This window comes from Microbacterium sp., from assembly GCF_052099035.1.
In the GTDB taxonomy this organism is placed as follows: Bacteria; Actinomycetota; Actinomycetes; order Actinomycetales; family Microbacteriaceae; genus Microbacterium.
In genome coordinates this window covers 33,985-45,614 of record NZ_JBQDSX010000007.1, presented here as the reverse complement: position 1 = coordinate 45,614, position 11,630 = coordinate 33,985, and the positions used below count along the sequence as shown (strand labels likewise).

General features: G+C 67.1%; 14 protein-coding genes. 5 read left to right on the top strand and 9 right to left on the bottom strand.

Translation table 11 applies throughout. The features are described from left to right. Positions 1–17 precede the first annotated feature (17 nt). A complete protein-coding gene (locus ACTIAO_RS03725; protein WP_441904928.1) occupies positions 18–209 on the top strand; it encodes a hypothetical protein in 192 nt (63 codons plus the stop codon). A 5-nt stretch (positions 210–214) separates the two neighbouring features. On the opposite strand, the gene ACTIAO_RS03720 is transcribed toward ACTIAO_RS03725, so the two are convergent. Further along, positions 215–832, bottom strand: a complete 618-nt coding sequence (locus ACTIAO_RS03720) for a TrmH family RNA methyltransferase (RefSeq protein ID WP_441904927.1) — start codon at positions 830–832, stop codon at positions 215–217. Positions 833–994: 162 nt separating this feature from the next. Between ACTIAO_RS03720 and ACTIAO_RS03715 the strand changes: the two genes are divergently transcribed. The 4 genes from ACTIAO_RS03715 to ACTIAO_RS03700 all read left to right on the top strand — a co-directional run bounded on the left by ACTIAO_RS03715 (position 995) and on the right by ACTIAO_RS03700 (position 3,321). Continuing rightward, complete coding sequence (locus tag ACTIAO_RS03715; RefSeq protein ID WP_441904926.1) at positions 995–1,627, top strand: metal-dependent transcriptional regulator; 633 nt, start codon at positions 995–997, stop codon at positions 1,625–1,627. Between the two features lie 154 nt (positions 1,628–1,781). Then, on the top strand, positions 1,782–2,582 hold the full coding sequence (locus tag ACTIAO_RS03710) for an HAD-IIA family hydrolase (RefSeq protein WP_441904925.1): 801 nt from the start codon (positions 1,782–1,784) through the stop codon (positions 2,580–2,582). Positions 2,583–2,599: 17 nt separating this feature from the next. Beyond that, positions 2,600–3,163, top strand: coding sequence for a YdeI/OmpD-associated family protein (locus ACTIAO_RS03705; RefSeq protein WP_441904924.1), 564 nt, complete (start codon positions 2,600–2,602; stop codon positions 3,161–3,163). Next, positions 3,160–3,321: a hypothetical protein gene (locus ACTIAO_RS03700; RefSeq protein WP_441904923.1), complete on the top strand. Its 162-nt coding sequence runs from the start codon at positions 3,160–3,162 to the stop codon at positions 3,319–3,321. Before ACTIAO_RS03705 ends, ACTIAO_RS03700 begins: the two co-directional genes overlap by 4 nt. 10 nt (positions 3,322–3,331) lie before the next feature. On the opposite strand, the gene ACTIAO_RS03695 is transcribed toward ACTIAO_RS03700, so the two are convergent. Genes ACTIAO_RS03695 through ACTIAO_RS03660 form a run of 8 tightly spaced genes read right to left on the bottom strand, consistent with a single transcriptional unit; the run spans position 3,332 to position 11,565 of the window. Continuing rightward, positions 3,332–4,963, bottom strand: coding sequence for an ABC transporter ATP-binding protein (locus tag ACTIAO_RS03695; RefSeq protein WP_441904922.1), 1,632 nt, complete (start codon positions 4,961–4,963; stop codon positions 3,332–3,334). Beyond that, positions 4,960–6,060 carry a serine hydrolase domain-containing protein gene (locus ACTIAO_RS03690; protein WP_441904920.1) on the bottom strand — a complete coding sequence of 367 codons (1,101 nt, stop codon included), beginning with the start codon at positions 6,058–6,060 and terminating at the stop codon, positions 4,960–4,962. The genes ACTIAO_RS03695 and ACTIAO_RS03690 overlap by 4 nt, the downstream gene beginning before the upstream one ends. Beyond that, on the bottom strand, positions 6,057–7,157 hold the full coding sequence (locus tag ACTIAO_RS03685; RefSeq protein WP_441904919.1) for a mandelate racemase/muconate lactonizing enzyme family protein: 1,101 nt from the start codon (positions 7,155–7,157) through the stop codon (positions 6,057–6,059). Before ACTIAO_RS03685 ends, ACTIAO_RS03690 begins: the two co-directional genes overlap by 4 nt. Beyond that, positions 7,154–7,642 (bottom strand): GNAT family N-acetyltransferase, encoded by a 489-nt coding sequence (locus ACTIAO_RS03680; RefSeq protein ID WP_441904918.1) that lies wholly within the window; start codon positions 7,640–7,642, stop codon positions 7,154–7,156. The genes ACTIAO_RS03685 and ACTIAO_RS03680 overlap by 4 nt, the downstream gene beginning before the upstream one ends. Beyond that, on the bottom strand, positions 7,639–8,811 hold the full coding sequence (locus ACTIAO_RS03675; protein ID WP_441904917.1) for an anhydro-N-acetylmuramic acid kinase: 1,173 nt from the start codon (positions 8,809–8,811) through the stop codon (positions 7,639–7,641). Before ACTIAO_RS03675 ends, ACTIAO_RS03680 begins: the two co-directional genes overlap by 4 nt. Continuing rightward, entirely contained in the window at positions 8,811–9,713 is a 903-nt protein-coding gene (murQ, locus tag ACTIAO_RS03670; protein WP_441904916.1) for an N-acetylmuramic acid 6-phosphate etherase, read from the bottom strand. The genes ACTIAO_RS03675 and murQ overlap by 1 nt, the downstream gene beginning before the upstream one ends. Further along, on the bottom strand, positions 9,710–10,597 hold the full coding sequence (locus tag ACTIAO_RS03665) for an ABC transporter permease (protein ID WP_441904915.1): 888 nt from the start codon (positions 10,595–10,597) through the stop codon (positions 9,710–9,712). Before ACTIAO_RS03665 ends, murQ begins: the two co-directional genes overlap by 4 nt. After that, entirely contained in the window at positions 10,594–11,565 is a 972-nt protein-coding gene (locus ACTIAO_RS03660; protein WP_441904914.1) for an ABC transporter permease, read from the bottom strand. Before ACTIAO_RS03660 ends, ACTIAO_RS03665 begins: the two co-directional genes overlap by 4 nt. Positions 11,566–11,630: the final 65 nt, after the last annotated feature.

Sequence of the window (11,630 nt, the reverse complement as noted above, 5' to 3'; positions counted from 1 at the left end):
ATGGAAGGATGCTGACCATGACCGAACCGCAGGTATGGACGCTCATCGGCGTCTTCGCCGCGGGGATGTTCGGCATGATCACGCTCATGTCGACGATGTTCGTGCGGATTATCCGCACCGAGATCCAGGGCATCCATCACCGGCTCGACCGCCTGGACTCAGACGTCAATGCGCTCATGCGTCACACGTTCGGAATCCAACGCGACTGAAACGCTCAACTCGCGTAGCGGCGGCACCACTCGTACATGATCACGGCGCCTGCCGCGCTCGCGTTGATCGATCGCGTCGACCCGTACTGGGTGATCTCGATGTGACCGGATGCCGCGGCGATCGCCTCGTCGGTGAGCCCGGGCCCTTCCTGACCGAACAGCAGCACGCAGCGCTCCGGGAGGTCGGCCTTGTCAACCGGAACGGCTCCGGCGACGTTGTCGACCGCGATGATCGGGATGCCCTCGCCCGCAGCCCACGCCGCGAACGTGGCGACATCCTCATGGTGGATGACGTGCTGGTAGCGGTCGGTGACCATGGCTCCGCGCTTGTTCCAGCGACGACGGCCGACGATGTGCACGGTGTCGGCGAGGAACGCGTTGGCGCTGCGCACGATCGAGCCGATGTTCATATCGTGCTGCCAGTTCTCGATCGCGACGTGGAACGAATGCCGCTGCGTGTCGAGGTCGGCGACGATCGCCTCCATACGCCAGTACCGGTAGCGGTCGATGACATTACGGGTGTCGCCGTGCTCAAGCAACTCGGGGTCGTACTGGTCGCCCTCGGGCCACTCACCCTCCCAGGGGCCAAGGCCGTGGGTGCTGCGCTCGGGGGTCTCGGTCACTGTGTCAGCGTACTCGGCCGTCGGCGCCTTCCTGCTTGCGCGGTCGACGTCCACGCCCCCTCTGCCCGCCGACGCCCCCTCCCGCCCACGCAAATCAGAGGGGGCGCGGACGACGCGAGGGGGCGCCGACGAATTCGTCGAGTGGCCGCGTAGGCTGAAGTCGTGGCATCCCCGGCAGCTGACGACTATCTGAAGACCGTCTACGCGCACACCGAGTGGCAGGATTCCCCGATCACTCCGTCGCAGCTCGCCGCGAAGCTCGGCATCGCGCCGTCGAGCGTGACCGAGATGGTCAAGAAGCTCGCAGCCGCAGGCCTCGTCTCGCACGTGCCCTACGGTGCGGTGCGGCTGACACCGACGGGTGAGGCACGAGCGCTGGCGATGGTGCGCCGTCATCGCCTGATCGAGACGTGGCTCGTGCAGGAGTTCGACTACTCCTGGGACGAGGTGCACGACGAAGCCGAAGTCCTCGAGCACACCATCAGCGACCGGCTGCTCGAGGGCATCGACTCCCGCCTCGGCCATCCCCGATTCGACCCGCACGGCGACGCGATTCCGGATGCCGCGGGCACGGTCGTCCGCGAACCGTTCGTGCTGCTGGCGGAAGCCCCGGTCGGGCACACGGGGCGCGTGCTGCGGGTCGATGACCGCGACCCTGCACTGCTGCGCGAGATCGAGGCATCCGGACTCGGCGTCGGGCACACGGTCATCGTGACCGCCGAGGGCATCGAGCTCGACGGCGCCCGGGTCACCCTGCCCGATGGCGCGGCTGAGGCCATCTGGCTCACGGCGTAGCATCCGGGACCGCCCGAGTTCACCGCCTGAGCGTTCTCAACTCCTCAAGGATCGATCTCCCAGGTGCTGCGGATGCCGAAATCCCGGCCCCTGCCTCCGTATCTGCGCCGTCTCTGAGGAGTTGCGAACCGCACCCGACCAATAGGCTGAGCACATGGCACACCGTGATGACATCGAATGCTGGCTCACCGACATGGACGGCGTGCTCGTCCATGAGAACGACGCCATCCCCGGAGCGTCCGAGATGCTCGCGGGCTGGGAGAGCAACGGCATCCCGTACCTGGTTCTGACGAACAACTCGATCTACACCGCGCGCGACCTGTCCGCGCGGCTCCGTGCGAGCGGACTGCACGTACCCGAAGAGCGCATCTGGACCTCGGCGCTCGCGACGGCCGCGTTCCTGCAGCAGCAGGTGCCGGGTGGTTCGGCGTTCGTCATCGGCGAGGCCGGCATCCTCACCGCCCTGCACGATGCCGGTTTCGTGATGACCGAAACCGATCCCGATTTCGTCGTCGTCGGCGAGACCCGCACCTATTCATTCGAGGCGATCACACGGGCGATCCGCCTGATCAACAGGGGTGCGCGCTTCATCATCACCAACCCGGATGCCACAGGTCCCAGCCCCGAGGGCCCCCTGCCCGCGACCGGCGCCGTCGCTGCACTCATCACGAAGGCCACCGGTCGGGAGCCGTACGTGGTCGGCAAGCCCAACCCGATGATGTTCCGTTCGGCGCTGAACAAGATCGGCGCGCACTCCAAGCGCACCGGCATGATCGGCGACCGCATGGACACCGACATCGTCGCCGGCATCGAAGCGGGCCTGCACACCGTGCTCGTTCTCACCGGAATCAGCGATCAGAACGAGATCGAGAAGTATCCATTCCGCCCGGATGAGATCGTCGACTCGGTCGCAGACCTCCTGCCCACCATCACCGAGACGATCCGCACCGTCTGAGGCTGACGGGCTGCGACATGGGCGTTCTCGACGACGGCGAACGGATCACGGTGGCGGATGCCACGGCATGGCGCGCCTGGCTCGAGGAGCACCACGCCACCGCTGTCGGGGTGTGGCTTCTGAATGTGCGCGGCGCGAACGCGTCGATGGAATACGACGATGCCGTACGCCAAGCCCTGTGCTTCGGTTGGATCGATGGGCCGACGCGGACGTTCTCCGAGGGCAACGGTCAGTGGTTCTCCCCGCGACGTCCGTCGAGCGGATGGGCTGCGACGAACAAGGCACGCCTTGCTTCACTCGAAGCCGACGGACTGCTGGCGCCGGCCGGCATCCGTGCGATCGAGGTGGCGAAGGCCAATGGCACCTGGGAGATGCTCGATGGTCCCGAAGCCGGGATCGAGCCCGAGGAACTCGCCGCGGCGCTGGATGCTTCACCCGCCGCGCGTGCGAACTGGGATGCCTTTCCGAAGTCGGTCAAGAAGCTCGGACTGACGCTCATCGCGACGGCTCGGCGGGCGGAGACCCGCTCGGCGCGCATCGAGAAGATCGTGGCGGATGCCGCGGAAGGGAAGCGACCATGACCCAGAACGACATGATGTTCCTCGTGTTCATCCTGATCGGTCTGTCGGCGCTGACGGTCATCGTTTGGCAGTTCGTGCGCTCGCGACGGGGCGGCAAGGGCGACGACGGCCGCTCGGGCAACTGGTGGGAAGGCCCCTGGGACGACGACAAGCGCTGAGTCCGGCAGCTCAGCTCGCGAGATTCGCACCCGGAATGGCCGCCAGCAGCTCCTGCGTGTACGGATGCTGCGGAGCATCGAAGATGCGCTCCGGCGTGCCGCTCTCGACGATCTTGCCGCGCTGCATCACGTGCACCTCGTCCGAGATCATGCGGACGACCGCGAGGTCATGGCTGATGAAGAGGTAACTGAGCCCGAGCCTTCCCTGCAGATCCGCGAGCAGATCGAGGATCTGCGCCTGCACGAGCACATCCAGCGCCGACACCGCTTCGTCGAGGACGACGAGTTCTGGCTCGAGAGCAAGTGCCCGGGCGATCGCGACGCGCTGCCGCTGTCCTCCAGAGAGCTCGTGCGGCAGACGCTCGGACATCGTGGCCGGCAATGCGACCTGCTCGAGCAGCTCTGCCACGCGGGCGTTCCTGGTCGTCTTGCTGCCGATTCGGTGCACGCGCAGTGGTTCGGCAATCGACTCGGCGACGGTGTACCGCGGGTCGAGCGACGCGTACGGATTCTGGAACACCGGCTGCACCCGACGGCGGAGCGCGAAGAGCTCTTTGCGACGAAGGCCTGCGAGGTCGACGCCGTCGAAGAGGATCGACCCGCTGGTGACGTCGTCGAGCCCGAGCACGAGGTTCGCGGTGGTCGATTTGCCAGAGCCGGACTCCCCCACAATCGACACGGTCGTGCCTCGGCGGATGTCGAAGCTCACCCCGTCGACGGCAGTGAACGTCTGCGGCTCCCCCGGCCTCGGCGAGCGCAGCGCGAATTCCTTGCGCAGCTCACGGACGGTGACGAACGGCTCGTCGTCGATGATGAGCTCCCGCACCGGAAGCGGGTCCCGCTCGGAGGACAGGCTGGGAGCTGCTGCCAGAAGCTGCTTCGTGTACTCATGCTGCGGGTTGCCGAGCACCTCAGACGAGGTACCCTCTTCGACGATGTTGCCGCGAAACATGACCACGATCCGATCGGCCCGCTCTGCGGCGAGCGCCAGGTCGTGCGTGATCAGGAAGACGGCCGTGCCGAGCTCGTCGGTCAGCGCATCGAGCTGGTCGAGGATACGCCGCTGCACGGTCACGTCGAGCGCTGAAGTCGGCTCATCGGCGATGAGCAGGCGCGGTTTGCAGGCAAGCCCCATGGCGATGAGTACACGCTGACGCATTCCGCCGGAGAACTCGTGCGGGTACTGGCGAGAGCGTTGGGCGGCATCCGCGATTCCGACCATCTCGAGCAGTTCGACGACCCTGGTGTGAGTCGCGTCGCCGCTCGTGTATCCGTGCACCTCAAGTGCTTCGCCGATCTGATCACCGACGCGCATCATCGGGTTGAGGTTCGACATCGGGTCCTGCGGGACGAGTCCGATTCCGGCGCCGCGCAGCGTCACCATGGCGTTCTCGCTGAGATCGGTGAGCTCACGCCCGTCGAAGCGGATGCTGCCGGCGGTGATGACGCCGTTCTCGGGGAGGAGTCGGTTGACGGCAGCCGCCGTGGTCGACTTGCCCGACCCTGACTCACCCACGATCGCCACCGTCTCACCCGCAGCGACATCGATATTGACATCTCTGATCGCACTGACCAGTTCCGCCCCGGATCGAAAGCTCACAGAGAGATCGCGGATGCTCAGCACGGGCTCGGTAGTGCTCATGGTGTTCTCGTTCCTTCGGTGGTGCGGGGCTGTGCGTCGCCCAGGAGTACAGGAAGTGCCTGGCGCCAGAGCGCCTCGGTCGTTGCGGGGGCTGCGGTGGCGAGCAGCCGGTTGGTGAGGACGACGACGGCAGTGCCGTCACCGGGGAGAAAGCCGAGTGCGCACCCGGTGAACCCCGGATGCCACAGCATCCGCTCTTCTCGACCGTCGATGCTCGCGCGTTCGCTCCGCCAGCCGAGCGCCTGGCCGGCGTCAGGCCCGTCGCGGAACACATCCGCGACAGCATCCGGATGCCACAGATCGACGTGCTGGTCGGCGGAGGCCAGAGCCGACCCCAGAGTCAGCAGATCGTCGACCGTGGAGAAGAGGCCGGCGTGGCCTGAGACTCCGTGCAGGGCATGGAAGGCGTTGCCGTCGTTAACGTGACCGGAGATCTCACCCACCCGCCAGTCGAAGTCGCGGCGGTGGGTGAGGATCGGATACGGCTCGCGAGCCTCGACCATGCGGCGCTCCGTCGCGTCGCCGCACCCACTGGCCGCAATGAGCTGTCCATCCGAAGCAGGCAGATAGCCGGTGCGCGTGAGTCCCAGAGGTTCCGTCACGAGCTCACGGATCGCCGCGTCCAACGGCATCGCGGTGACCTCGGCAATGATGCGGCCATGCAGCATGAACCCGAGGTCTGAGTAGTGGCGCGACTCACCCGAGGCGTATCGCAGCGGCAGCGCATCGATCTGCACCCACGGATCGCGATCATCGAGATACAGCGGCTGCCATTCCCACAGTCCTGCACGGTGCTGCAGCAGATGACGCACTGTCGCCTGCGGCGTGCACGCGGCGCTCTGCACGTACCGGGAGACGGGCGCATCGAGGTCGACGAGCCCGAGAGAGACCAGCCGGAGCAGAGCCGTGGTGGTCGCTGCGACCTTCGTCACCGAGGCGATGTCGAAGAGCGCGTCGGTGGTCATCGGCTCACCGGTAGTGTTCGCGAACCCCGCAGCTGCGGTGTCGCGCGCGTCCCCACGGATCATGCCCACGACTGCACCGAGCGGTGGCGAGTCGACGTCGAGGACCGCCCGTGCCGCCCGCGTCGCGCTCATGCGAGCACCTCCGCCTGCAGATCGGGCGCAAGCCCTGTGATGCCCAGACCCGCCCCATCAGAGAGCACGAGTCGGTCGCGGTCGTAGCGGATGCCGCCGGACACCGGCGAGCGGCGCAGCCACAGCGCCGCATCCAGGTCGTGGACCAGATCCGGTGCGAACGCGGCGGCGAGCTGAGCCGTCGCACCGACGCCGACATGCGACTCCATCATGCAGCCGAAGATCACTCCGAGTCCCGCGTCGTGCGCTGCGCGTGCGGCGGCGAGCGCTTCACGGAGGCCACCGGTCTTGGCAAGTTTGATGTTCACGAGCCCGGCGGCTCCCCGCTCGGCGATCGCCCGCACATCTCGGGCGGTACGCACGCTCTCATCCGCCATCACGGGTGTCTCGACGGCAGCGTTGACACGAGCCAGTGCGCCCAGGTCATGCGCGGGAACAGGCTGCTCGACGAGCGTCAGGTCGAGGTCATCGTCTTCGCAGGAACGGATGATGCCGATCGCGGTCGCAGCGTCCCACGCCTGGTTCGCATCGATGCGCAATTCGATCCCGCGCCCGACCTCGGCGCGCACGGAGCGGAGGGAAGAGCGCACATCCATCGCCGCATCGACCTTCACCTTGAGGCACCCGAAGCCCTGCGCCACGTGTGCCGCGGCACGTGCAGCGAGCTCGCGCGGGGGCGCGGCCGAAAGCGTCATATCGGTGCGGATGCTGCGTGCCGCCCCGGAACCCAGCACATCAGCCATACGTGCACCGGTGTTTTGCGCGGCGAGGTCGGCGATGGCGCATTCGACGGCGCTCCGCGCAGCGGCGTTTCCCCACACCGCGTCGGCCAGTCCGTGCGCAAGAGCCGGGTCGGCAGCATCGAAACCGATGACGACGTCGGCGAGCGGGCCCGCTACGACGGCCGCAACGCTCTGCGCACTCTCGCCGGTCACTCGCCAGCTGACGGCCGCTTCTCCCCAACCCGTGCGCCCCTCGGCATCGGTGGCTTCAACGAGAACAGCGTCCACCTGATCGGTGCGGCGTACCGCGGTGATGAACGGCCGAACCAGCGGAGACGGCACCCGCAGCGCGCGCAACCGCACGACGGCACTCATGCCCACTCCCGACTCATGCGCTGTTCGAGCTGGCCGAACTCCTCTTGAATGCGGGTCTCACCGTCCGGTGTCCACCCGCGCGCGATATAGAACGCGATGGAGGGGGCATTGGCAGCGAAGACCCACAGGCGCGCCTCGGTCGCGCCCGCTTCGCGCAGCGCGTCCGACGCCGCCTCCAGCAGCGCCTTGCCGATGCCACCGCCGTGTGCGTGTGGCGCCACATACAGCGAGTGCACCGCGCCCATCGCCGCGGTCACGGCGTAGCGGGTGATGCCGAGCAGCTCACGGTCACGCTCGGCGACCAGCACGACGCCCTCAGCGGAGGCGAGCACCCGCCGCCACAATGCCTCGGCGCGTTCGTCGGTCATCGCGGTGATCGCGTCGTCCGGCAGGATGCCGCGGTAGCTCTCGCGCCAGCATCCGAGGAACACCTCACACACCCCGGACAGATCGTCCGGGGTCGCGCGACGCACCTGGAGACTCACGATCGCGGAGCCTCCGTCAGCGTCAGCGTGTCGATTCCCGCCAGCGGCGCCGGCAGCGCAAGGGGACCTGCGCCGGGGGTGATGGTGCCAAGAATGCGCGGTTCGCGCGCCCCCGTTCCACCGGGAACGATCGCAGGGATCCCATGCAGCGTGCACCAGCCGATGAGCGAGAGCAGGATCGCCTCTTTGCTGTCCGCCGGTGCGCCGAGCTCGTCGGCGAGGACGACCTCGGTCTCGGGCAGAGCGGCGCGCAGACCGTCGAGCAGGAGTGGGTTGTGGCATCCGCCGCCCGAGACCGCGAGGAACTCGATGCCGGCGCTGCGGACATCCTGAGCGACCGTGCGGACCGTCAGCTCTGTCAGCGTGCGCACGAGATCGGCGATCGGGATGTCGCGGCCGAGGCGTGCGACGTGCTCGCGCACATAGCCGAGGTGGAAGTGCTCCTTGCCCGTGCTCTTCGGCGCATTCAGCGCGTAGTACTCGTCGGCGAGCAGCAGCGCGAGCAGCTCCTCGTCGACGTTGCCGGACTGCGCGATGCGCGCGTCCTCGTCATAGCCGAGAGGGTTGAGGCCGTAGGTCGCGATCACCGCGTCGACCAGCGCGTTCGCCGGGCCGATGTCGTACGCGACCAGGCTCTCGGGTCCGACGACGGTCATGTTCGAGATGCCGCCGAGGTTGAGGGCAGCCGCCACCCCTGCGCGCGAACGCAGCAGCAGCTCATCGAGGAACGACACCAGAGGAGCTCCGTGGCCTCCGACAGTGATGTCACGGATGCGGATGTCCGAAACCACCGGAGCACCGACGCGCTCCGCGATCCAGGCCGGCTGCCCGATCTGCAGAGTGCCCAGCGCGTGCGCGCCATCCACCCAGTGATAGACGGTCTGACCGTGCGAGCACACCGCATCGACCCCGCCGACCTCAGCGGCCATGCGCGCTGCGACCTCGGCGAACTCCTGACCGATCAGGGTGTCGAGCTCACAGACCTCGGCAAGGGTGGTCTGCGCCGGCGGCAGAGCCGCGATCAGCCTGGCCCGCAGCGAGTCCGAATAGGGGATGCTGTCTGCGGCGAGCACCGTGCCAGACACCGCGCCGCCTGCGGCTGCGAAATCCACCACCGCCGCGTCGATCCCGTCGTGAGACGTTCCCGAGATCACACCGAGTACACGCATCAGTCCTCCTCCAAAGCTGTCCGCAGTCGTCCGTTCGCCGATGCGATCCGCTCGCGTGCAGCCGCGAGGTCGTCCTCGCGCATCAGCATGATGGCCGCGACTTTCACATCGAATTCGGATGCTTCCAACGCTCCCACCGCCCCCTCGCGCGTGGCATCGGCGATGGTCTGCACCATGCGGATCGCGCGTTCGCGCAACTTGTGATTGGTCGCTTTCAGGTCGACCATCAGGTTTCCGTACGCCTTGCCCTGGCGCACCATGACGATGGTCGAGAACATGTTCAGCACGAGCTTCTGCGCTGTTCCGGATTTGAGCCTGGTCGATCCGGAGAGCACCTCGGGCCCGACCTCGACCTCGATACCGTGCTCCGCTGCTTCACTCAGGACGGCCCCGGCGTTGCAGGAGAGACCGACAGTAAGCGCTCCGCGCTCACGCGCCCGACGCACGGCAGCCACGACGTAGGGAGTGCGTCCGCTGGACGCGATGCCGATCACGGTGTCGAGCGGACCGATGTCTGCCGCATCGATCGCCGCAGCCCCGGCATCCGCGTCGTCTTCCGCGCCCTCGACCGGGTTCACGATCGCACGAGGGCCACCGGCCATGATCGCGAAGACCAGCTCAGGCGGAGTGCTGAAGGTGGGCGGGCACTCGGATGCGTCAAGCACACCGATGCGTCCAGGGGTTCCCGCACCCACATAGACGAGCCGGCCTCCCAGAGCCATCCGCTGCGCTGTGGCCTCGATCGCAGGCACGATCCGCGGCAGTGCGCGTTGCACGGCGGCGGGCACCGTCGCGTCCGCTTCGTTCATCGTCTGGGCGAGTTCGGCGACCGACATGCGGTCGAGGTCGGCGAAACGGGGGTCGCTCACCTCTGTCGCGAGGGCGGAGAGGTTCTCGGTCATTTCTTTCCTCTGTTCCGCGGGTCGAGGCTGTCGCGCAGCCCGTCGCCCAGCAGGTTGAGACCCACGACGAGGAGCACCACGACGACGCCCGGCGCGATCATCGTCCACGGGGCAATGGTCACCAGGGTGCGCGCTTCGAAGATCATCGATCCGAGGGACGGCGCCGGAGGAGGTGTCCCGAGGCCGAGGAAGCTCAGTGATGCCTCGGTGAGCACTGCCCACGACAGCGAGAGCGTCACCTGCACGATGATGATCGAGGTGATGTTGGGCAGCACATGCCGGAACATCGTGGCCATGCGGCCTTGACCTGTGCTCCTCGCCGCTTTCACATACTCGATCTCGCGCAGCGACAGCACCGGACCGCGCGTAACGCGGATGAAGATCGGCACGTACACGATCGCGATGGCGACAGCGATGGTGAACCAGTTGCGGTCGAAGACCGAGGCGAGCGAGAGCGCGAGCAGCAGCGGCGGGAAGGCGAACAGCACGTTCGTGACCGCGGTGATCGCGCCGTCTGAGAACCCGCGGTAGAAACCGGCGATAAGACCGCAGACGGTGCCGACGACCGTGGCGAACGCGACAGCGACGACCGAGATGAGTGCCGAGTTCGCCACTCCTGCCGCGACGCGTGAGAACACGTCACGACCGAACTGGTCGGTTCCGAACCAGTGGGTCGCCGACGGTGGCTGCATGCGCGATGGCGGATCCTGCGCGAGCGGATCGAACGGCAGCAGCCCGAAGGCGGAGGCGAGGCTGAGCAACCCCAGCAGCACCACGAGGATGAGACCGATCAGGCCGCTGCGGCTGCGCAGCAGCAGCTTCACTCGTTCGAGCGTGCGGCCGCCGCCGGGGGCGAGAGCTGGAGTCGTAGAGATGTCGGTCATGCCACACGCACCCGGGGATCGATGACCCGATAGAGCAGGTCGGTGAGCAGGTTCACAATGACGAAGGCGAGCGCGATCACCAGCACGGTGCTCTGGACGAGCGCGTACTCCTTCTGCTGGATGCCGAGCAGCACCTGCCGCCCGATGCCCGGGAGCGAGAAGATCTGCTCGACCACGACGGCCCCGCCGAGGAGGTAGCCGAACTGCAGACCGGTCATCGTCACGATCGGAACCAGAGCGTTGCGCAGCACGTGCCGCACCTGCAGCCTGCGCGACGGCACGCCCTTGGCCTTGGCTGTGCGGATGAAGTCATTGGCGCGGATCTCGAGCACTGCCGTGCGGGTCGTGCGCATGATGGGCGCGGCGATGCCGAAGCCGAGCACGATCGAGGGCAGCAGCATCTGCTGAAGGTTCAGAAGCGGATCCTCGAAGAGGGTGGCGTACCGCTGCCCGTTCGGGTTGAAGCCGAACGAGGAGGCGAGCACGGCGAGCAGCGCGGTTCCGAGGAGGAACGCGGGAATCGAGAGTCCGGCGAGGCCGACGATCTGACCGGCGCCGTCCCTGACCGAGTCGGGCTTGGATGCCGACATCATGCCCAGCGGGATTCCGATGACCAGGGCCAGGATGATCGAGAAGATCGCGAGTTCCAGCGTGACCGGCAGTGCAGCAGCGGTGAGGTCGAGAACACTCGTCTGCGCACGAGAGGAATATCCGAGGTTGCCGGTGAAGATGTTCCCCAGCCAGCTGAAGAACTGCATGAGCAGCGGCTGGTCGAGTCCGTAGTACGCCTCAAGAGCCGCGCGCTGGGCGGGGGTGAGCGCTGCGGCCTCTGTCCCGAGACCAGCGGTGATCTGGTCGCCGGGAATGGCCCTGAGCATGATGAAGACGAAGACGGCCACGCCCAGGAGCGTGCCGATGGCTGCGAGAATCCGGCGCAGCACACGATTGCGGAATAACTGTCTGAACATGCGTCTGTCTCGAATGCCTGTCTTTCATGCGGAAGGCGGCGCGAGCCCGTGTGCTCGCGCCGCCT

Bases quoted from the DNA above. Each gene is read 5' to 3' on its own strand.
- murQ (WP_441904916.1), bottom strand. From the start codon at position 9,713: ATGACCGAGAACCTCTCCGCCCTCGCGACAGAGGTGAGCGACCCCCGT.
- ACTIAO_RS03685 (WP_441904919.1), bottom strand. From the start codon at position 7,157: ATGAGTGCCGTCGTGCGGTTGCGCGCGCTGCGGGTGCCGTCTCCGCTG.
- ACTIAO_RS03710 (WP_441904925.1), top strand. From the start codon at position 1,782: ATGGCACACCGTGATGACATCGAATGCTGGCTCACCGACATGGACGGC.
- ACTIAO_RS03705 (WP_441904924.1), top strand. From the start codon at position 2,600: ATGGGCGTTCTCGACGACGGCGAACGGATCACGGTGGCGGATGCCACG.
- ACTIAO_RS03725 (WP_441904928.1), top strand. From the start codon at position 18: ATGACCGAACCGCAGGTATGGACGCTCATCGGCGTCTTCGCCGCGGGG.
- ACTIAO_RS03690 (WP_441904920.1), bottom strand. From the start codon at position 6,060: ATGAGCGCGACGCGGGCGGCACGGGCGGTCCTCGACGTCGACTCGCCA.
- ACTIAO_RS03695 (WP_441904922.1), bottom strand. From the start codon at position 4,963: ATGAGCACTACCGAGCCCGTGCTGAGCATCCGCGATCTCTCTGTGAGC.
- ACTIAO_RS03700 (WP_441904923.1), top strand. From the start codon at position 3,160: ATGACCCAGAACGACATGATGTTCCTCGTGTTCATCCTGATCGGTCTG.
- ACTIAO_RS03665 (WP_441904915.1), bottom strand. From the start codon at position 10,597: ATGACCGACATCTCTACGACTCCAGCTCTCGCCCCCGGCGGCGGCCGC.
- ACTIAO_RS03675 (WP_441904917.1), bottom strand. From the start codon at position 8,811: ATGCGTGTACTCGGTGTGATCTCGGGAACGTCTCACGACGGGATCGAC.
- ACTIAO_RS03660 (WP_441904914.1), bottom strand. From the start codon at position 11,565: ATGTTCAGACAGTTATTCCGCAATCGTGTGCTGCGCCGGATTCTCGCA.